We start from the raw sequence: 21,604 nt of genomic DNA, 5'->3' as shown, positions 1-21,604 counted from the left end.
GGTATAGAAAACAAACTCCTTTACTCTCAAACTCTCAAACACTCCAACTTTCACGTGCTTTCCCTTATCACACCCTCGGCCCCAATTCAATAACTTCCAGATCCCTGATCTCTTCACCATCTACTACAAAGCGCATCATTGTTCTTACTTTATGCCAGCCCTGTTTTCCACAGGCACCGGGATTGAGGTGAAGAAGCTTGTTTTTCTCATCGTACATTGCTTTCAGAATATGAGAATGTCCTGAAATAAATAACTTTGGAGGATGTTCTGTAATTTCTTTCTTCGCAAGAGGTGAGTATTTCCCGGGATATCCTCCGATATGAATCATCAGGACTTCCAGTTTTTCACACAAAAAACGGTTAACCTCCGGAAACTCTGCCTGAATTTTGGAATTGTCAATATTTCCGTGAACTCCCTTCAGAGGTTTTATTTTTTCAAGCTGTTCAATCACATCCAGGCTTCCGAAATCTCCGCAATGCCAGATTTCATCAGCCAGAGAAGCATATTCCAGGATCCTGTCATCAATATAGGAATGAGAGTCGGATAGAAGAAGGATTTTGGTCATTATCTAAGGGTTCTTTCAGTAATATTTTCGTGGTATTTATCTTTGAATACAGCTACACGCTCAGGATTAAGTTCCCCGTCATGATTAATCACTCTTTCTTTCAATAGCCATTTTACCAGTTTTTCCATTCCTTTTTTGGAATTCATAAAATTGGATATTTTGGTCATATCAGTCGATTCTACTTTTGTTTTTTCAGTCAGAAAATTCAGGATAAAATAATCATCATTTACATACCTTGGCGTTTCATTGTCCATATACCGGTAAAGAAGAACTTCCTCATCATCTTTCATTGAGAAAAAGGAATACTGGGCTGCATTGATCTTTTCTGCTTTCAGAATCTGTTTCCCATCCAGTAAAACTTTATCATCTTTAATGGTGACTTCCTGGGAAAAATATAAATTACAGCTAACCATCAGTAAGAAGAAAGCCAATAATCTGTTTAGTGTCATTTTACTATTTTTAAGATTGCAAATATAAAGAAGCTTCATAAACTGAGTTAAGCTCTTAATCTGTAATATTTTTTGTTTTTCGGATAGAATCCAGTTTCTTTTCAATATCCGCACTGAAAACCTTTTTTAGTTTCAGCTGATTCTCCGTCAATTTTGTAATAACAAAAGTTCCAGTCATATTGGTATTGGAAGGAAACACTATGGTCACTGTAGAATCTGAAGCTTTTTTCCAGCTTCCGATGTAACGGTCTGCCTTTTCGTTTTTAGTTACAGGCTCTTCCAGAGCATCATATTTTAAGGTAGATCTGATCAGGTTTCCTGTGATCTTTCCGTTTTTCTGAAATCTGATACCTTCTCTCCTGGCCTCAAAACCATCCTGTTTTTCATAAGTATAAATATAGGTGTCCATTTTATTCAAATTCCAGGTTTGTAACAGCAATGGATTGGCAGTTTTGTCCTGGGCTTTGACAGCATTAATCGCTAAAAGAAAGAAAATACAGCTACAAATAGGCTTTTTCATGAATACAACTGATTTATTGTAAAGTTTTAATACGGCTAAAATTAGCATCGCTTAATATTTAGTAAATTTGGGAAAATTAAAATAAACAATGAAACAGAAACTTTCTTTTTTCATTTTTCTTTTAACTGTAGGATTGGTCAATGCGCAGGTAGAAGAAAAAAAGCTGGACGAACTGATCCAGAATACCCTGAAAACTTTTGATGTACCAGGAATGTCGGTGGGAATTGTAAAAGACGGTAAAGTAATCTATTCCAAAGGATTTGGAGTGCGTTCTCTTACCAGCAAACAGCCAATGGATGATAATACGTTGGTGGGAATTGCTTCCAACTCAAAAGGTTTTACGTGTACTGCATTAGCAATCCTGGCAGATGAAGGAAAGTTGAACTGGGACGACAAAGTTTCAAAATATATTCCTGAATTTCAAATGTATGATCCTTATGTATCCCAGAATGTTACTATCAAAGATCTGATTACGCACAGAGCAGGATTAGGACTGGGGCAGGGTGATCTTATGTTTTTTCCGGAAGGAGGAAGCTTAACGGTTAATGATATTGTTCACAATGTAAGATACCTTAAACCCGAAAATCCTTTCAGAACAAAACTGGATTATAACAACATCATGTTTATTGTTGCCGGAGAAGTGATTCACCGAGTTTCAGGATTAAGCTGGGCTGAATTCATTGAACAAAGAATTATGAAACCAGTAGGAATGACTTCAAGTTTTGGAAGCTACACCAGAGCAAAATCTGTAGCGAATAAAATTGATGCACACGCACCTGTAGACGGAAAAGCAGTAGCTGTTCCTCATGACTGGAACGAAACGGCCAATGCTGCAGGAGGAATTATGAGTAATATTAAAGACATGACCACGTGGGCGGAATGTCTACTGAATAATTTCACCACTAAAGATGGAAAAAAATTAGTTTCCGATAAGAATGCCCAACAGCTGTGGAGCTTACAGATTCCGGACAGAGTAGCGGCAAAGAATCCTTATGATACAAGTTTTTACGGATACGGTTTAGGGTGGTTCTTAAGTGATGTTAAAGGGCATAAGCAGGTACAGCATACCGGAGGATTGATCGGCACGGTTACACAGTTTACTTTAATTCCGGATATGAAACTGGGAATTGTAGTATTAACGAACCAGCAGTCCGGAGCAGCTTTCAATACGATTACAAATACAGTAAAGGATTCTTATCTTGGTGTAGCAGACAGAAACTGGCTGAAAACCTATGGGGAAAGAATGTCTAAAATGGAAACTGAATTCAATAAACAAAAGAAAGATGCCTTTGCAAAATCCGAAGCATTTAAAAAAGAAAAAGCACTGCAGCCCAAAGCAGAACAGTTTACAGGAACATACAATGATACCTGGTTTGGTGATGTAGAAATTGCCCAACAGGGAAATACATACAGAATTTCATGCAAGAACTCTCCAAGGTTAAAAGGAGAACTGCTTCCTTACTCCAATAATTCTTTCATTATTAAGTGGGACGACAGAAGCTATGATGCTGATGCTTATATTATTTTCAGTTATGATGAAAACGGAAAGGCAGAGTCTGCAAGGTTGAAGGCAATTTCTGATGTGACAGATTTTAGTTTTGATTTTGATGATCTGGATTTGAAGAGAAAATAAAAGTCGGGAATGTTAAAAGGTAAAAAGGCGAAATCGCGAAAGATATTTTATAGAGAACGGGCTTAGGTCCGTTCTTTTTTGTTACTAAACACAAATGGCACTAATTTGTTCACAAATAACATGAATTCTAACAAAAAATTAAAGCTGATATAATTCAATAGGAACGGGTTTTAGCCTGTTTTTTTACAGTGATAATGGTTTCAGCCGGAACTTACCACCCCGTCAAAAAAAATATTTTTTTGCCACCCCTCCGGAGGAGGGGAATGTGTAGTCGGTAAAAGAAATATTAGCTTGGTTTATTGAAGAAGGTTAAGGTCTTGCTGTGATAAGGAAAGATTGAATCAGTTTTTTGTTTTCAAATTATTTGTCATTAATGGTGTAAAAGCAGGCTCTCTTCTGTTTCTGGCAAGAGAAAAGAAGAACGGATATAGCAGCATAAAAAAAAACAGAAAAGTAAAGTTATATTTTCCCGGGCTCATAAAAGAACAGAAGTTTCTTTTTGGCTCCGTCAAATTCTGACCACGACTGGCAGTCTACTTCAAAACCGGCAACTCCGCAGGTAGGGAAATGGAAAATATCCTCAGAAATGGAATTGGCAAAATTGGAAATTCCGTTATTGTGAGAGAAGAGCGCAACAGAATTCAGATTGTCATCCAGGTCATAAATTACAGATTCAAAGCTTCTTTCCGAAGGGTTATATAGTTTTTCATCAGTAGAACAGTTCAGCTGATAGGTCTGATTAAAAATCTTACAGGTATTCAGTGCACGTACCGCAGGGCTGGACACAAAATAGTCAATGGAAATATTATTGCTTTTCAGAAATCTGGACATGTGCATAGCATCCTCCAGACCCTTGTCTGCCAAAGGTCTGTCAAAGTCCTCCGTTTCCTCCGGCCAGTCGCTTTTCGCATGTCTTACGAGGATGAGTTTCTTCATATAATTGTTTTTTGGAAGATTAAAATTATAAAAAAAATAATGGAATAAAACATGATTTACATAAAAAAACTGCGTTATGAATAAAATCAGTAAATTTTACTAAATTTGCAGACTTATGGGACAAATCCTTGCAATAGACTACGGAAAGGCTCGTTGTGGCATCGCTGCAACAGATGATATGCAGATTATAGCCAGCGGACTGGAGACTGTAGAGAACCGTTCTTTAATGGAATTTTTGAAAAAATATTTCAGTGAAAACAAGGTGGATGAGGTAGTCATTGGGCTTCCCATAGATTTGAAAGGGAATATTTCAGAAGTGGAAACCGATATTTTAAAGTTTATTGAAGCATTTAAAAAAGAATTTTCGGATATTGCAGTTCACCGTTTTGATGAAAGATTTACCTCTAAAATGGCTTCATTTTTTATTTCCCAAAGCGGGAAGAATAAAAAGAAGAGGCAGGAAAAAGGATTAATAGATAAAGTAAGCGCAACTATCATATTGCAGAATTTTTTAGAACAAAGATTAAGATGATTTTACCGATAAGAGCTTTTGGGGATCCTGTTTTGAGAAAAGTAGGAAAAGATATAGACAAAGATTATCCCGGATTACAGGAACTGATAGATAATATGTTCGAAACCATGTACAGTGCAAATGGCATAGGTCTTGCTGCGCCACAGATTGGTTTGGATATCCGTCTGTTTGTAATAGATGTGACGCCTCTTGCAGAAGATGAGGATTATGAAGATATTAAGGATGAGCTGGCAGAGTTTAAAAAAGTTTTCATCAATGCTCAGATTCTTGAAGAATCAGGTGAAGAATGGAAGTTCAATGAAGGCTGTCTTTCTATTCCGGATGTAAGAGAAGATGTGAAAAGAAAAGGGACAATCGTTATTGAATATTATGACGAAAATTTTGTGAAACATACAGAAACTTTTTCCGATATTAGAGCCCGCGTAATTCAGCATGAATATGACCACATTGAAGGGATTCTGTTTACTGACCACCTGAGTGCTCTGAAGAAGAAACTAGTGAAAGGCAAGTTGACAAAAATTTCTCAGGGTGACGTAAACATCGGTTACAAAATGAGATTTCCAAAATAATTTAAACAAGGATTAAAAAGAATAATAAAAAGCAAAAAGCTAGTGCTGATTGCAGAATTTACAAAAAATAAAATTATGCTGTTAGAAAAAATAATTTCAATTTCTGGAAAACCAGGACTTTTCAAGTTAGTTTCTCAATTAAGAAACGGATTCATCATTGAAGATGTTACCTCAAAGAAAAAAGTAAGCATTGGAAACTCAAGCCAGGTAAGTTTATTGGACAATATTGCTATGTTTACATTCGAGAAAGAAGTTCCTTTGTTTGAAGTATTTGAAAATATTGCTAAGAACAACGATTATAAGGAAACTATTTCTCACAAATCTTCTGAGGCAGAGCTGAAAGATTTCATGCTGGCATCTCTTCCTAACTATGATACAGAAAGAGTATATTCTTCTGACATCAAGAAATTAGCTCAATGGTACAACATCCTTCAGAAAGCAGGATATATCACTCCTGAAAGCTTTGTGAAAGCAGAACCTGAAACTTTAGAAGGTGAGCCTGCAACAGAAGAAGTAAGCATTGAAAAAGAAGCTAAGAAAGCGGCTCCAAAAACTGAAAAGCCGGCTGCTCCAAAAGTAAAAGCGACTTCAGCTGCAAAATCAGCTCCGAAGAGCACACACAGAAAACAAGGATAATTCATTCTGAATTAAAATATAAAACCTTGTCCGGAATTTCCGGACAAGGTTTTTTGTTTTCAGGTAGGTAATAGCGGGTTCATATCCCAAAATCTAACAGGTTCGAAAACCTGTTAGGTTTACCGCCTAATCTATCCTAAATTCTGCACTCTGCAACTTTTATTCCCAACGTTTGTAATGATGCCCGAATAACCCTTACATTTGTATAAGATTGAATTTCCCATTACTTATGAATACGAAACAGGAGAAACTAGAAGCATTTGGAAGATTACTGGATATTATGGATGATTTGCGTGAAAAATGTCCGTGGGATCAGAAGCAGACGTTAGAGTCCCTTCGTCATCTTACCCTTGAAGAGACCTATGAGCTTTCAGATGCTATTTTGCAGAATGATTTACAGGAGATAAAGAAAGAACTGGGCGATGTTTTGCTTCACCTTGTTTTCTATGCTAAAATCGGCTCTGAAAAAGAAAGTTTTGATATCGCAGATGTTATCAATTCCCTGAATGAGAAGCTGATTTTCCGTCATCCTCATATCTACGGGGATACCCAGGTGAAAGATGAAGAGGAAGTGAAGCAGAACTGGGAAAAACTAAAACTGAAAGAAGGAAATAAATCTATTTTAGGAGGTGTTCCTAAAAGTCTGCCAAGTCTGGTAAAAGCTTACAGAATCCAGGATAAAGTAAAGGGAATAGGCTTTGAGTTTCATGATGCAGAAGATGCCTGGAAAAAAGTAGATGAAGAGATTCAGGAATTCCATGCTGAAACAGATCCGGACAAAAAAGAACAGGAGTTAGGTGATGTTTTTTTCTCTCTGATTAACTATGCCAGGATTTCGGGAATCAATCCGGATTCGGCTTTGGAAAGAACCAATCTTAAGTTTATATCAAGGTTTCAGAAAATGGAAGGCCTTGCAGAGGAGCAGGATCTGAAACTTTCAGATATGTCTCTGGAAGAGATGGATGTTCTGTGGGAAAAAGCGAAAAAACTTTCTTAGTTTATGATTGGAACAATTAATGCTTCTTACATTCAATTAAAAAATAAAAAATAAATATGTTACGTTTTCTTATGTTACCTGCCTTACTTTTATTGAGCTGTAATCCAAAAGCTCAGAATTCCCCTGCCAAAGAAGATGAACTGAAAATACAGTTCTCCTTACCCAAAAAGTTGAAGGAGGTTTCCGGAATTACTTTGTCAAAAGATAAGAAAACGATCTGGGTGATAGAAGACAGAGGTAATAAAAATGCAATATACGGCTTGAGTGATCAAGGAGATATGCAGGCAAAAATTCCGGTAGAAAATACAGAAAATACGGACTGGGAAGACATTATTTCCGATCCTGAAGGAAATATTTATATAGGAGATTTTGGAAATAATGATAATAACAGACAGGATCTGGCTATTTTAAAAACCGATTTAAAAGACATCAGACAAACTGTGACCAAAGTTGTTCAGACCACAAAATTCCATTATCAGGGACAGACGGAATTTCCACCGAAAAAATCATATCTGCTCTATGACTGTGAAGCTTTGTTGAGATGAATGGAAATTTCTACCTGTTTACTAAAAACAGAAGCAAAGGTTTCGACGGAACTTTCCTCGTATTCCAGGTGCCTAATAAAGAGGGTGATTTTGAAGCCAAATTAATCGGAACATTGAAACTTCAGGGCGGTTATAATGATGCCGCGATTACATCAGAAACTATTAACAGTACGAAAGATAAAATTGTTTTGCTGACCCATAAGAATGTTCATGTTCTTACAGGATTTACAGTTGATAATTTCAACTCTGCGAAGATTCAAAAAATTCCGTTGAATCATAATTCCCAGAAAGAAGCCATTGTTTTCCTTGATGATAAAACATTAATGATCGCAGATGAGAAAGGGAAGGATGAAGGGGGAAATGTATATACTTTTCCTTTATAATAAAATAAATAAAACCCCACAGACAAAATCTGTGTGGGTTTTTAAATATATGAATGTATTAAAGTGATTGACGTTTTATAGGCTAGGGAGTAAGATAAGATATATGAATATTTCCACTTGATAACCGGAAATCCTGGGTATAACGGCAGCGTATTCTGAAGGTCTCCCCTGCATTAAAAAAGTTAATGGATGAAAGATTATGATTCAGTCCTGTCGTACGCTCGCCATGACCGGTAGATATGCCAGCAAGTGTTGTGAGTACCGGAGAAACCTTTTGTATATATGAATTGGCTGTACCTGCAGTCTGTCCGGATGGATTTAAATTAAGATCATAAGTTGCATAAGGCACAATATTATAGAACCCAGGCTTTACTGCTGTGAAAAGTCCGGTGGTTGAATTATATGTTAAATAAGCTGTATCAATTTTATTACTTACATTGAAAACATAGGTTTGTGAATAACTTTCGTGGGTACTGACAGGAGTAGAATGTGTTCCCGTATAGCTGCCACTTGCCGGGCTGATATCAGTCTTGTTTCCAACAAATACTACCTTCAGGAAGTTTTCAGATTCAATGGTCTTCCAAACCGGTGCATTGCCTGCTCCGTTTGACATTAAAACCTCACCTTTGTTTCCGGAATTTCCTTTTGTTCTGTCATCTCCTCCTACATTAAGATCCTTAACAACCTGAACGGAACCGTTGACATGCAGTGTATTTTGAGGTGTTGATGTTTTAATCCCTATCTGTGCATTTAAGTTTACGAATATGACAAATAATGCCATAAACAATAGCTTCTTTTTCATCATTTGCTGATTTTTTGTTGCTGCAAATATAAAATGTTTTTAAAATGTCAATTTTTTAAAGAATTGATAATCATATTGAACTATGTGTGTTTTTGACTTATATAGCTGAAAATATGGCTTTTATTTAAAAGCCATATTTATTTTATCATTAAAAAATGTGAGTTGAAAATTTGAAATATTAAATTTTATTTAAATTGGATTTTTTAAGTATTTAATTTAAAATATGCTTTAAAAGCTTATTATACAGTGTTTTATGTTAGTTTAAATTTCAATCCAAAAATAAAGTTAGAATGATTTCTTTACAGACGAATGTATTTAAAACTTCATTCCTATCCCTGCAGACAGCCTTCCGCCATCTGAACCGTAGAAATAATTCAGCCTTGCAGACATCATTTCTACAATACTCAACCATAGACCGGCACCGGCAGACTGATGCCATTTTCTGGAATTTTCATTATCATTCCATACACGTCCGATATCATATCCAATGAGAATTCCCATGTTTGCCGGAGCAATATTATTTCTTACTCTTCCAAAGTCCCATCGGATCTCTGAATTATTGGTAAAATAGGATCTTCCTGAGAATCTTTCATTTCTGAAGGCTCTCATTCCGTTGTTGCCTCCAATAGCTGCCGCCTGATAGAATTCAAAGTTGTTGTTATTGATCCACATAACATTGCTGGAGTTGGCAAATACAAATTTTCCTTTTTTATCAATTCTGTGGTCAACGGCAAGCTTTCCTTTTAAGGCCACAAAGTTTTTATTAAAATCAGAAAGGGTTGCTTTCCAGTCTGCATTAAGCATAAATTCCAGTCCAAGAGTAGGGAAGGCCGCATTATCAGCATTTTTATAGCCAAATGTATAGTTTGCCCCCACAAACTGCTGGCTGTCAAAAACGCCGGGTCTTACATCCGGTGACTGATTGATAAAACGGTCAGCCTTTCTCTGTACTTTATTATCTTCAAAAGTCAATTGAAACTGATGGCTGAGATTCATCCAGCTTTTCTGTGAGATGGAAGGAGAAAAGTTGAATTTGGAAATTCTGGCCCTGTTGTATTCCCTTTCGGTATTTTCTTTATCGTAATCACTTTCATTGGAAAGTCCAAAGAAGTTCTGAGAAAATCTTGGAGTCGTATAAAATGCATCAAGATTAATATCCCAACCTGAAATTGCTTTTTTAAATACGCCTTTATACGTAAGACTGAATCCTGCTGTTGCAGTATAAAAATTAGCCTTTAAGCTATGTCTTTGAGTAAAAGGATCACGGATAAAATTGTTTACCGTATAATTGGCCAGAACACCTACAATAATACCGTCATCAGGGTTGTAATCCAGATTTGGATATCCTGCTACGGAATTATATTTAGGATGTTTATAGTTATAGCTGTTAATGTCATAATCATCCGTAATATTTTTGGTTGCATTACCGGAGTTATATGTGTTTTTCTGAGATTTAAAATCATAAATCTTCACTTTTCTTCCGTCACCCACAGTATAGGTATCATGATTATACCCGCCGATCAGTCTGATATTCATCTTTGGATTTCCCGTTCCCGTTACTTCATAGATGTCATCATCTTCCAGTCCGTAGATCCACAATTCTTTTGTTTTCGAATCATGATAAGTCTTTTCAAAAACCAGCTCATTCTTGTCTTTATCCTTACCCAGTTTATATTGCTGCACGAGTACAGAATGTCCGTTTTTTGTAATGACAAACTTATCAGGATTTACAGTTCCTGCAAGAGGTACTTTTTTCTGCAGTACATCATAATACTGAACTGCATAAGTCTGAAGTTTTGTTTTTCTTATTTTCAGCTTTCTCTGGATCTCTGCGATGGTGTCGTCTTGTACTTCCTTTGGAAGATTATGGAAAGCGTCATCAATATCCGAATCGGTAAGATGCTCCTGTATATATTTTGCCTGGGTTTCCCATTCACCCTGATCTGCTCCCTTCAAGAAAACAAGATCCATCGGGTAAGGTTCCATGGCAAGCCATTTTACACTGCTGATATCTTCTGTAAAGGTCTTCATATGGCGGATGGCAGGAACATTCATGATAAGTTTAAATGCGGCACCGTCATATTTACTGAACGCCTGATCCCTGTCTTTCGGGATCGGTTTATAGATTACTTTATCGCCTTCTTCATATTCTGCCCATTTCCATTGGTCCGAATGTCTGTCCCAGTCACCGATAAGCATGTCAAACAGCCTTGCTCTGATATAAGATTCCCTGTCAACAGAATATTTATTGCTTTTGCTGAGGTTTTTCAGTACATCATCTGTAGAGACGATATCTTTTGCATTGTCAAGATAAGCCAGTGTTTTAGGATCGGAAGAAAAACGTTCTTCAATCATATACATTTCGTCCCCGTAATCTTCATTATATCTTCCTAAGGCTTGCTGCTTAGGAATGTAATACAGTTTTGGGTTACTGTGGAAAATACCCAGTTTTTCCGACATGTTTCCAATCGTAAAAGGGGTAAACGGATGATTGGTTGTATAAAAATCCAGCAGGAATTTTTCAGGGAATGTATCGGCAAGTTCTTCTCCTAATGTACTTTTCTGGAAAGCCATGTTGTTAAGGAAGCGGATCGCACTTTTTTTCACACCGCGCATTACAAACTCCTGCCCGTCTGCAGACTTCAGACGTAAACTGTTGGATTGGTTTCCTCCTCCTTCTCTGAAAGGAATGTACCCACCATTCAGTTCTGAAAGATTAGCGGTTGGGGCTTCAATCGGGATTCCATAATATTTTCTGTAGTGGTCTCCCCAGAGCCATCTGTAAAATTTCCTTTTTTCTGTAAGCTGTACGGGATAAATAGTTGAAGAAAATGTTGTCGGAAAAGAATTGGGGAAGTTATTGACAAATACATCCGGTTTAGACATTACGGAAATATGAGTCAGTTTCTGAAGCCGGGCATCTCTGGTTGAAAAATACTCAACATCTGTGCTTTCGTCTTTTCTGAAATTTAAAACAGCAAAACCACTACCTCCGTAAGAGAAGTCTGTTTTTTCTACAATGGTAGACGGATCTGTTTTAGAACCTGCACCACTGATGATCTGTCTCAGGTTCCCATCCTCATGATATTGCAGATTATGATCATGTCCTGATACAAAAATAATGTTTTCCTTATCCTGTACAATACTTTTCAGCCTGTTGGCAAGATCTGCATAATGTTGGTTGTTAATATCCTCAGGGCTTGCTCCTGAGGAACTCCTTAAAATATTGATCACACTGGCCACAACCGGAACAGGGACTTTACTATTTAAAGGAAACAGATGGGATTTGGCAGAGGTAAAACCTGCATGTGTTCCACTGCTGATGACAGGATGGTGTAAGGCAACAATTATTTTTTTACCCTGATTTTTAATTATAAGATCTTTGAACTCGGTAAAAAAATCTTCCCGGGTTTTAATATTACAGTTTTTGTTGATTCCCGGATAATCATCCCAGTTGGCAATCACCCATTCCGTATCGATGGCAATGAGCTTAATGTCTTTAGAAATGTTGATGTCATCAATAGGACAGCCGCTTTTCGGTAGAAAAGCTTTTTTATCATCAAGATATTTTTTTACCAGTCCTTCCTGGGCATTCAAACCTTCCAACCCGTTATACCAGTCGTGATTTCCCGGAATGACCAATGTTTTTCCCTTGAAGTCTTTTGTAATGGCTAACTGGTTTTCCAGTTTCTGTTTCGCTAGTGCATAATCTTTGTCCGTTTCTCTGGGCATCCCGTTAGGATAGATATTGTCGCCCAGAAAGATCAGCATAGAATTGCTGTCGGCGGAATCCAGTTTGCTTTTCAGTAAATTCAGCGTTTTTTGTGCCTGAGCTTCATCTGCATTTCCTGCATCTCCAATCAGAAAAAGTTTAAAATCATTTTCTGATTTTATTTCGGAATCTTTTACTTCAAATAAGTTTTTGCCCTTTTGTACGTTATATGTAGCACAGGAATAAAGGACTCCTGCGGACATTACTGTTCTAAGAACAATAGAAGTATTTTTAAGATGAGTTTTAAAGGATAAATTCATAAATTTACATTAACAAAATTTCAGGAATGAACATTCTAGACAAAGCTAAAAATTATGTTGAAATCTTATTCAAAGATAAGTTATCTTCGGTATATTTTTATCATAATTTTATCCATACTGCCTATACGGTTAATAAGGCTGAAGAAATTATGAAGAACACCCCTGTTTCAGAAGAGGATCAGGAGAAAGTTCTCGTTGCATTGTGGTTTCATGATACAGGGTATATAGAGTGTGCTCTCAATCATGAGGAGAGAAGTGTGGAAGTGATGAAGACTTTTTTGCAGCAGGAAAATTATCCTGAAAGTTATATTGCTGATGTCGAAAAACTGATTCTGGCTACGAAAATACACTATGAACCTCAGAACTTACTGGAAAAAATTGTAAAAGATGCGGATTTCAGTCATTTTGCAGGTCATGATTATACCGATATTTCAGATGCTTTGAGAAAAGAATGGGAGCTGACCAATGTAAGATGCTTTTCCAATGAAGAATGGAATGCCGGAAATCTTGATATGCTGAAAAACAAACATACTTTTTATACAGATTACGCTAAAGAAAACTGGGAGCCTTTGAAAAAGAAAAACATCAAAAAGATCGAAAAGGAACTGGAAAAAGAGGAGGAGAAAAAGGAGAGTAAGAAGGATAACTCAGAAGGTAAAAAAGAGAAAGAAAAATCAGACAGAAGTGTGGATACCTTATTCAGGGTAACGCTGAACAATCATACAAGACTGAGTGATATTGCAGACAGCAAAGCCAATATTCTTTTGTCTGTAAATGCCATTATCATTTCAGTGTGCCTTTCCGTATTGGTACCGAAGCTGGATGCTCCCAAAAATTCGCATCTGATTCTTCCGAGCTTTATTTTACTGCTGTCAAGTGTACTGACTATTATCTTTGCGATTCTGTCCACAAAACCGAATGTGACGAAAACAACATTTACTCCTCAGGATATTGCCAACAGGAAAGTAAATCTTCTGTTTTTCGGAAACTTTCAGCAGATGCTGTTTGATGATTATAACAATGCCATGAAAGACCTGATCAAAGACAGAGATTACATTTATGATTCTATGGTGAAAGATTTATACTATCTGGGGAAAGTGCTTAACAGGAAGTACAAGCTTTTATCCATTACCTATAAAATTTTTATGGCAGGGATTATTATTTCTGTTTTGTCTTTCGGAGCAGCTTTTCTAAGTCTTTAACAGGATTCAAGATCAATTTTTTGAAAATAAATATAAATACATCCGGGACTTTTTGTTCCGGATTTTTTATTCCTGTGGTAGGGTAAAAGAAACTCTCAGCGCCAGCAATCCGGTAATTCCCTGGAGATCCTCAACCTTCAAAAATTCCACGTCATGTTGCAAAACCCCTTTTTTCTGAAGTTTTGAAATATAGTCGAGATATTCTTTCTGGTTTTCCATTCCGAAATAGACAATGGTGATTTTTCCGGGAGCTGTGATGCGTTCTGAAGAATCTTTGACATGAGCTTTATCCAGACGCTTTTTGATAATTTCGTAATAAGAATTGTATGCTCCGTCTACATCAAAACGTTTTTCATCCATTCTGAAACGGATGTCTATCTTTTCATTGTACACAAAGATGAGCGAGGCAATATCCAGCTGTATAGGAAGATCCTTTTTGAAAGACTGGAAATCAAGTTCCATTTTACAGATGGTTTTCATCTGCCAGTATCTCAGTTTATGAACAACTTTTGAGGTATAATGAAGCTCAGGTGCAATGGTAGGACCAATGTACAGATTATGTTCCACACCGTCAGACTTGAATCTCTCATAATAATGTGGGAAAATTTCCTGGGCTTTTACCTGGCTTTCGTCCAGCATATCCGCCAGCTTACGGTTAACCAGAGTAATAGAGTCATCCAGTTTTTTCCGATGGGTGTAAAACAGCTCCGTTGATGAAAAAATCTGTGAAAAATAATCTTTGATCTTTGCCTTTATTGCTCTTGGGGTTTTAATTTCCAGTTTCCCCTGTAAAAAGGGATGAATCTCTTCCCTCAGTAATCTCTGAAAGCGTTGTTCCGTATCAGCTTTTATTTCATTGTTGAGTTCATTTTCAAAAACATCAAGTGCCAGCAGAAACTTTTCTGATTCGGAATTGGTAAGCGTTAAAATTTCGTTCAGTGATTCAATCTGCTGGTTGAGATCCTGCAGCATCAGATTAAAACGTTTTTCTGATGAAGAGCGGATATCTGATACCCCAAATAAGGGTGTAAGATTTTTAAATGAGATCTGCTTTAGTGTATAAATTTTCTTTCCCAGGGATGCTGTAAAATATTTCTCAGCTTCATTCCTGAACTTCCAAACTACACTGTCATGAATGGTGGTATATTCACGCTGAATAATAGCTTCTATCTGATAGTTTTTCTCAAAATAAAATCTGTTCAGGGAGAAAAGAACCATATCAGTGAAAAATTCCAGTTTTTTAAGCTTTAGCCCATTGAAGCTGCCGGCAATAGGAGACGTAAATTCCATAATGGCCAGGAGTTCACCGTCTTTCATGATAGGTATTACCATGAAGCTGTTGACATTATTATCCTTTAAAATACTGAAAGAAGGCAATTTTTTGACACTTTCATCCAGATTGTTTACATTGGAAACAACAACAGGTTTTGAATTATGATTCAGATTGTTGAAGGTGCTCTTACGGGTTTCTTCATCAAAGGCATTGATCCAGAAATCAAGGATATGATTAGTGAGAAGACTCTCATAAATCGGAAGCTTATCCAGCTTCTGTTCCTTTTTGTTGAAGGTCATCAGTCCAAAGCTGAGTTCCGGAACATCGAAATAGGATTTAAAGATTTCGGTCAGATTTTCATCGGGATTCAAATCTTCGGGATCAATTTCGATCATGCTTGATTTCAGATCAGAAAGTGCCACTTCAGAAGTGCAGTCAACCAGTGAAATAATCGTAAATCCTTTTAAAATCCAGGATTGGGAAGGAAAGTATTTCTTCCACAGTTTAAAATCATCCAGATTTTCCAGGAGCATATCCAGAATATCATCAGATGGAATTTTGGAATCCTCTGTAGGGATAATTTCTGTGAAGTCTGAATTGACGGTAATCTTATAGTGCTTCATGATTCCCTGCTTGTTGGGAATATCATAATAAAGAGGAATCGTACTCTTAATATCTTTTTTGAAGTAGCTCTGAAGAATCAGACAGCAGCAGAACACATAAAATTCATTATCTGAAATATTTCTCAGTTCTATTTCAAAGTCTTTTCCGGCATCTTTCAGAATGTCTTTAAATCTTTCTGTATAATTGAAAGTGATATTGGAAAGAGGAATACTGGCCGCTTTGATCTCATTTTTGGTAAGTCCGGTCGGGAACAAATCGGCAAGAAGAAGCCTGATGAGGTCTTCATATTTCTCGAGAAGGGCGGTGTCCTGGAAGCCTTCTCTGAATTCTTTAAAGTTTTTCGTACTCTCAATCAAAGACTCTGCATAGTTCACCCTGTATTCCAATCTGTCGTTATACCGGATATGCTCCAGAACATCCAAATATTTTTTGAATGATATATAAACCTGAAAAGGGGAGTCTTTTTTATAGAGATTAGCCAAGAGCTGAAATTTAAAAGTAAAGTTATGAAAAAAGCGGAATATTACTAGGAAAGCTATGTTATTTTATTGTGTATAATTTAACTGTACCTCCGGAAACTTTACAACATATTTTGTAATTCTTTGTTCTTTTTTTAAAAAGACAGATAACTGAATTATTGATTAATACATTTTATAGCTTTTTGGACGATAAATATCATTTTTAATTTAAGAATAATAACAAAAAAAGCACAACTTAAAGTTGTGCTTTTTATATTTTAAGATTCAGATTTTACAATCCGAACATTCTTGCGAACAGATCCGGGAAGATTCCCAGGATAATAATCAAAGCAATAACAACTACTGCAATGATGTTGTAAGTAAGGGTTACTTTTTCTGATGATTTGAATGTTGATTCTTTAAAGAAGAACATCGCGATGATCAGTCTTAAATAGTAAGCGATAGACAGGGCAGAACCTAATACTGCTACCAGTACAAGGAAAGCTGCACCATTCATAGCCTGGGAGAATAAAGCAAATTTTCCCATAAATCCGGCAGTTAACGGAACCCCTGCCATTGAAAGCATAGAGATTGTAGCAGCTGTGGCTAATAAAGGTTCAGTTTTCGCCAATCCTTTGAATGCTCCGAAAGAAGTCTCTCTCTTTAATTTCTCTACCCAGATCAGACACATGAAAACTCCTACTGTAGATAGAGAATAAGCAAATAAATAGAATGCCAGGTTATAAGTAGAAAGGCTTGTCATTCCGAAGAATACCAATCCGATATATCCTGCGTGAGAAACTGAAGAATATGCTAACATTCTTTTTGCATTCGTTTGGGCAAGACCCATAACGTTTGCCAAAAGCAAAGTAATGATTAAGAATACTCCTAAAACATTGATCCATTCGTGTGTAGCTCCGGTGAAACCAAGAGTCATCAATCTGAACAGGGCAAAGAATCCGGAGATCTTTACTACACTCGCCATGAAAGCAGTGATCAATGATGGTGAACCTGCATATACATCAGGACTCCACATATGGAAAGGTGCTAATGACACTTTGAATGCCAATGCGCAAAGGATCAGTAATACTCCCAGGATGAACATTACATTCCCTGAGTTGGCCACACCGAAGTCATGAATTTTATAAAGGTCAAAACTTCCTGCACTTCCGTAGATGAATGCAATACCAAACAGTAAGAAACCTGTTGCAAATGCTCCCATAAGGAAATATTTGATAGAAGCTTCGTTGGATCTCAGATCAGTTTTGTTAGCTCCAGCCATTACATATAATGGGATAGAAAGGATTTCAACCCCCAAGAACATCGTTACTAAGTTCTGATACCCAAAAAGGATAATCCCTCCGCATAATGCAAACAGCATCAATGCATATAATTCCGACTGGTGGCTTCTGTGATTGCTGAAAGCAAAACCTCCCAGGAAGAATAATAATAAAGTCGTTACGATTGATATTTTAGTGAATAATGCAGTATTGTCACTGTACTCATACATATGCTTGTAATAGTCGAAGAACGAACATTCCGGCATAAAACTTACGTACAATGCGATGATTAATCCCAAAATCCCAATGTATCTTGCGAATTTTCCTTGTTCAAAAACTCCTGAAAATAACGCAATAACTGCCGTTAGGAAAACAATAATTAAAACACTCATTTCTTAAAATATCAAATTAACTTACCATTGATTGGTAGATAAACTTCACCGAACTACTCACCATTTCAATTACCGGTTGTGGGAAAATACCAAGTAAAATCACAAAAACCGCTAAACTTGCCAATACAGAAAATTCTACACCTGATAAATCTTTTGCTGTACTCAGAACTGCTTCATCTCCTTCACCAAACATTGCTTTTCCGTAGAATCTCAATAAATATACAGCACAAAGAATTACTGTAAGACCAGCAATTACTGCTGCTGTTCCGTTAAAATCATACACTGATTTCAACAAAATAAATTCTCCGATGAATCCATTGGTCAATGGAACTCCCATTGAACCTAGTATAATAATCAGGAACAATACAGCAAACTTAGGTGCTACTTTAGCCAAACCTCCCATTTGTCTGATGTCTCTTGATTTAAATCTCTTGTATAAAATATCACAACAGTAGAATAATCCCACTACGTTGATACCGTGAGCGAAAGTCTGTACCAAAGCACCTTCAGCACCTTCTACATTGAAAGTTCCTCTGAGAGTAACTACTGCAGAAGCAAAGATACCCGCTACCATCAATCCTACGTGCGAGAAAGATGAATAGGCAATGATTCTCTTCATATCCGTCTGGATGATGGCAATCAAAGCTCCGTGAACAATGCCCACAATAGCAAGGATGATCACAATCTGTCCGGAAATTCCGGCAATCGGAATCGGAGTGATTGGAAGTAAGTAACGCATTACACCGTATACTGCCATCTTAAGCATGATTCCTGATAATAACATCGATCCCTGAGTGGGAGAGTAGGTATAGGTATCAGGCTGCCATGTATGGAAAGGGAACACCGGTAATTTCACCGCAAATGCGAAGAAGATGAACCAGAATACCACAGTCTGTTGTGTTTCGTTCAGTTGTGCATTATATAAATCTGTCAAAGCGAATGATGCAGAGTGGTTGTACACACAGATCAGTCCGGCTAACATAAATAATGATCCAACAAATGTATATACGAAGAATTTCGTAGTGAATTCGAACCTTTTATTTTCTTGTCCCCACAGTCCGGCAATGAACCAAATTGGAATCAAAGTTACTTCCCAGAAAATGTAGAATAATAATCCGTCTAAAGAAGTGAACACTCCTACAAGCCCGAACTGCATCAACAGAATCAATCCGTAGAATGTATTTCTGTAGTTTACATTTTCGTTGAAAGAAGATAAAATAATGATTGGAGCCAGAATATTGGTCAGTAATAAAAGAAGCATGCTCATCCCATCGATACCGAAGTGAAGAGAGCTCTTCATAAATTGTGACCATGGATAATTGATCTCATGCTGCAATACGCTGTCTACCGTTGGATTAAAATCAAAATCCGAAAGTACATAGAACGTAAGAAGCATTTGTACCAGTGCAATTCCAAGCGCCAAATATTTGCTGGAATTATTCTTCCAGGCAAAAACTAATCCCGAACCTACTAGAGGTAATAGTAATAATGTTAATAACAAACAAGACATTATTATTGTAATAAAAAGTTAACAATTAATATAATTCCCACCGCTAAAGACATGATAAGGATATATGTCTCTACATTTCCGTTCTGTACACGCTTCATAGCTTTTCCGCTGTCTTCAGCGCCATCACCTACAAAGTTTACAAAACGGTCTAAGATACCCTTATCAAACATTTTTCCTCCGCGTCCTAATCCTTCAACAGTTTTTACAATCAATGCGTTGTAAAGTTCGTCTACATATAATTTTTTAGCAGAAAGCTTTTCCCATCCGGTATAGCTTTCTTCTGCCACAGCCATCTTTTTCTTTTTCACGTAGGTATTTCTTACGATAAACCAAACAGAGAAGAACATGATTACTGTAGCTGCCAATAAGATCATTTCAGTATTGAAAGGTACTCCTGAAAGAGTAGCTTCCATCTGGCTGAAGCTTTGTTCCGTAAGAACAGGCTTTAACCATTCCATCAGTTTGGCATAATGACCGTGACCGATGAAGTGAGGCAGGTTAATGAAACCTCCGATCACAGAAAGAACAGCCAATATGATCAATGGTAATGTCATATTAGACGGGCTTTCGTGTAAGTGGTGTTTTTGTTCTTCAGTACCTCTGAATTCTCCATGGAAAGTCAGGTAGTACAGTCTGAACATATACGTTGCAGTGATTGCCGCTAAAACAAATAGGATTACCCAGTAAACAGGGTTTTTAGCGAAAGCTGCCACTAAAATTTCGTCTTTAGAGATCATCCCCGATAGTAAAGGGAAACCTGAGATCGCTAGTGTCCCGATCAGGAATGTAGCGTGCGTAAGAGGAATATATTTTTTAAGACCTCCCATGAAACGCATATCCTGTTCGTTGCTCATAGCGTGGATTACAGAACCTGCACCTAAGAATAATAACGCCTTAAAGAATGCATGCGTCATTACGTGGAACATTGCTGTTGTATATGCTCCAAGACCTAAAGCGATGAACATAAACCCAAGCTGTGAAACAGTAGAGTATGCCAATACTTTTTTGATATCGTTTTGACGAAGTGCATAGAATCCTGCCAGGGCAGCCGTTAAGAACCCGATGAATAAAATTCCTCCCTGAACGGTTGGGGCCAAAGTAAATAAGAAATTGGATCTTACCACTAAATAGATACCCGCAGTTACCATTGTTGCCGCGTGAATTAACGCAGAAACCGGAGTCGGCCCGGCCATCGCATCCGGCAACCATGTATATAATGGAACCTGAGCAGATTTACCGGTAGCACCGATGAATAAACTCGCTGTGATAAAGATGATCACTGTTCCGTCCAATTCAAATTTTGAAGCGTTTTCTGCTACAGAAAGATAATCTACAGCATTGGTCTGAGAAGCGATCATGAAGATACCGATCAATAACGCAAGGTCACCAATTCTGTTCATGATGAAAGCTTTTCTTGCTGCTTTACCGTATTCTTCGTTGGTATACCAGAATCCGATCAACAGGTAAGAACAAAGACCTACACCTTCCCATCCGATGAACAGGATAAGGTAGTTGCTTCCCATTACCAAAAGTAACATGGAGAAGATGAAAAGATTCAGGTAAGTAAAGAACTTGTAGAACCCTTTATCATGACTCATATATCCGATAGAGTATAAGTGGATCAGTGAACCGATCCCCGTGATGATCATAACCATCATTAAAGAAAGTTGATCAATCTGGAATCCAAAATTGATTTGAACTCCGTTTACTCTAAACCATTCAAAAGCTTTTACAATGACAGGCTGGCTTTCAGAATTGAAATTCATAAAAAGACTTACCGCGATACAGAAAGATCCGAAAACTACTGCAGTAGCCAGGGAACCAACCAATATTTTTGGAAGATTTTTTCCGAACAGTCCGTTAATAAGAAACCCTAAAAGTGGTAAAAGTACTATTGCATATACTAGATTCTCCATTCTTATCCTCTTAATTTATTAAATATACTTACATCTACAGAACGGGTGTTTCTATACAGCATAGCAATAATTGCCAGACCTACCGCTACTTCAGCAGCAGCTACCACCATAATGAAGAAAACTAAAAGTTGTCCGTCGCCGTTGCCTTTGTATGCTGAAAAGGCCGCTAATAAAAGGTTTACAGAATTCAGCATAAGCTCTACACAGCCCAGAATCACAATAGCATTTTTTCTAAGCAATACTCCCATTACTCCCAGGCAGAATAATACTGACGAAAGAATGATGAAGTAGTCCAAAGGGATGCTTTGTATAAATGTATTTACTTCTCCCATAATTTTATAAATCTTTTT

At 37.1% G+C, this 21,604-nt stretch carries 19 protein-coding genes; 8 read left to right on the top strand and 11 right to left on the bottom strand.

What is annotated here, in order from left to right:
* Positions 1-67 precede the first annotated feature (67 nt).
* From ACE3RB_RS16715 to ACE3RB_RS16705, 3 genes are read right to left on the bottom strand one after another with little or no spacing between them, the layout of a single operon-like run.
* Positions 68-565: a metallophosphoesterase gene (locus tag ACE3RB_RS16715; RefSeq protein ID WP_374465251.1), complete on the bottom strand. Its 498-nt coding sequence runs from the start codon at positions 563-565 to the stop codon at positions 68-70.
* The gene (locus tag ACE3RB_RS16710) at positions 565-1,014 is read right to left on the bottom strand and encodes a hypothetical protein (RefSeq protein ID WP_374465249.1); all 450 of its coding nucleotides are present in this window, start codon (positions 1,012-1,014) and stop codon (positions 565-567) included. The genes ACE3RB_RS16715 and ACE3RB_RS16710 overlap by 1 nt, the downstream gene beginning before the upstream one ends.
* 55 nt (positions 1,015-1,069) lie before the next feature.
* Positions 1,070-1,534, bottom strand: a complete 465-nt coding sequence (locus ACE3RB_RS16705) for a hypothetical protein (protein WP_374465248.1) — start codon at positions 1,532-1,534, stop codon at positions 1,070-1,072.
* A gap of 88 nt (positions 1,535-1,622) precedes the next feature.
* Between ACE3RB_RS16705 and ACE3RB_RS16700 the strand changes: the two genes are divergently transcribed.
* A complete protein-coding gene (locus ACE3RB_RS16700) occupies positions 1,623-3,167 on the top strand; it encodes a serine hydrolase (protein WP_374465247.1) in 1,545 nt (514 codons plus the stop codon).
* Positions 3,168-3,626: 459 nt separating this feature from the next.
* Here ACE3RB_RS16700 and ACE3RB_RS16695 read toward each other — a convergent pair whose 3' ends face one another.
* On the bottom strand, positions 3,627-4,103 hold the full coding sequence (locus ACE3RB_RS16695) for a histidine phosphatase family protein (protein WP_374465246.1): 477 nt from the start codon (positions 4,101-4,103) through the stop codon (positions 3,627-3,629).
* 115 nt (positions 4,104-4,218) lie between these two features.
* On the opposite strand from ACE3RB_RS16695, the gene ruvX reads away from it, so the two are divergent.
* The 6 genes from ruvX to ACE3RB_RS16665 all read left to right on the top strand — a co-directional run bounded on the left by ruvX (position 4,219) and on the right by ACE3RB_RS16665 (position 7,765).
* On the top strand, positions 4,219-4,635 hold the full coding sequence (gene ruvX, locus ACE3RB_RS16690) for a Holliday junction resolvase RuvX (RefSeq protein WP_374465245.1): 417 nt from the start codon (positions 4,219-4,221) through the stop codon (positions 4,633-4,635).
* Positions 4,632-5,204 carry a peptide deformylase gene (gene def / locus ACE3RB_RS16685; RefSeq protein WP_131437777.1) on the top strand — a complete coding sequence of 191 codons (573 nt, stop codon included), beginning with the start codon at positions 4,632-4,634 and terminating at the stop codon, positions 5,202-5,204. Before ruvX ends, def begins: the two co-directional genes overlap by 4 nt.
* A 75-nt stretch (positions 5,205-5,279) precedes the next feature.
* On the top strand, positions 5,280-5,840 hold the full coding sequence (locus tag ACE3RB_RS16680) for a DUF5606 domain-containing protein (RefSeq protein WP_041462097.1): 561 nt from the start codon (positions 5,280-5,282) through the stop codon (positions 5,838-5,840).
* A gap of 229 nt (positions 5,841-6,069) precedes the next feature.
* Positions 6,070-6,837 (top strand): nucleoside triphosphate pyrophosphohydrolase, encoded by a 768-nt coding sequence (gene mazG / locus ACE3RB_RS16675; protein WP_374465244.1) that lies wholly within the window; start codon positions 6,070-6,072, stop codon positions 6,835-6,837.
* A gap of 56 nt (positions 6,838-6,893) precedes the next feature.
* Positions 6,894-7,382, top strand: coding sequence for a hypothetical protein (locus tag ACE3RB_RS16670; protein WP_374465243.1), 489 nt, complete (start codon positions 6,894-6,896; stop codon positions 7,380-7,382).
* Positions 7,379-7,765: a hypothetical protein gene (locus tag ACE3RB_RS16665; protein WP_374465242.1), complete on the top strand. Its 387-nt coding sequence runs from the start codon at positions 7,379-7,381 to the stop codon at positions 7,763-7,765. The genes ACE3RB_RS16670 and ACE3RB_RS16665 overlap by 4 nt, the downstream gene beginning before the upstream one ends.
* 82 nt (positions 7,766-7,847) lie before the next feature.
* Here ACE3RB_RS16665 and ACE3RB_RS16660 read toward each other — a convergent pair whose 3' ends face one another.
* Together ACE3RB_RS16660 and ACE3RB_RS16655 are read right to left on the bottom strand one after the other, a co-directional pair.
* The gene (locus ACE3RB_RS16660; protein ID WP_374465241.1) at positions 7,848-8,570 is read right to left on the bottom strand and encodes a hypothetical protein; all 723 of its coding nucleotides are present in this window, start codon (positions 8,568-8,570) and stop codon (positions 7,848-7,850) included.
* A gap of 312 nt (positions 8,571-8,882) precedes the next feature.
* Entirely contained in the window at positions 8,883-12,599 is a 3,717-nt protein-coding gene (locus ACE3RB_RS16655; RefSeq protein ID WP_374465240.1) for a metallophosphoesterase, read from the bottom strand.
* Between the two features lie 26 nt (positions 12,600-12,625).
* Between ACE3RB_RS16655 and ACE3RB_RS16650 the strand changes: the two genes are divergently transcribed.
* Positions 12,626-13,801, top strand: coding sequence for a Pycsar system effector family protein (locus tag ACE3RB_RS16650; RefSeq protein WP_374465239.1), 1,176 nt, complete (start codon positions 12,626-12,628; stop codon positions 13,799-13,801).
* Between the two features lie 66 nt (positions 13,802-13,867).
* Here ACE3RB_RS16650 and ACE3RB_RS16645 read toward each other — a convergent pair whose 3' ends face one another.
* From ACE3RB_RS16645 to nuoK, 5 genes are all read right to left on the bottom strand, one after another.
* On the bottom strand, positions 13,868-16,180 hold the full coding sequence (locus ACE3RB_RS16645) for a GAF domain-containing protein (protein ID WP_374465238.1): 2,313 nt from the start codon (positions 16,178-16,180) through the stop codon (positions 13,868-13,870).
* 268 nt (positions 16,181-16,448) lie between these two features.
* The gene (locus tag ACE3RB_RS16640) at positions 16,449-17,828 is read right to left on the bottom strand and encodes an NADH-quinone oxidoreductase subunit N (protein WP_374465236.1); all 1,380 of its coding nucleotides are present in this window, start codon (positions 17,826-17,828) and stop codon (positions 16,449-16,451) included.
* 16 nt (positions 17,829-17,844) lie between these two features.
* The gene (locus ACE3RB_RS16635) at positions 17,845-19,338 is read right to left on the bottom strand and encodes a NuoM family protein (RefSeq protein ID WP_374465235.1); all 1,494 of its coding nucleotides are present in this window, start codon (positions 19,336-19,338) and stop codon (positions 17,845-17,847) included.
* A 2-nt stretch (positions 19,339-19,340) separates the two neighbouring features.
* The gene (gene nuoL / locus ACE3RB_RS16630) at positions 19,341-21,254 is read right to left on the bottom strand and encodes an NADH-quinone oxidoreductase subunit L (protein ID WP_374465234.1); all 1,914 of its coding nucleotides are present in this window, start codon (positions 21,252-21,254) and stop codon (positions 19,341-19,343) included.
* Between the two features lie 2 nt (positions 21,255-21,256).
* A complete protein-coding gene (gene nuoK / locus ACE3RB_RS16625; protein ID WP_002983557.1) occupies positions 21,257-21,586 on the bottom strand; it encodes an NADH-quinone oxidoreductase subunit NuoK in 330 nt (109 codons plus the stop codon).
* Positions 21,587-21,604 lie beyond the last annotated feature (18 nt).

Source organism: Chryseobacterium sp. (assembly GCF_041914225.1).
In the GTDB taxonomy this organism is placed as follows: Bacteria; Bacteroidota; Bacteroidia; order Flavobacteriales; family Weeksellaceae; genus Chryseobacterium.
Note: the sequence above shows the minus strand (reverse complement) of the source record. Positions and strands in the feature narration are given on the sequence as shown.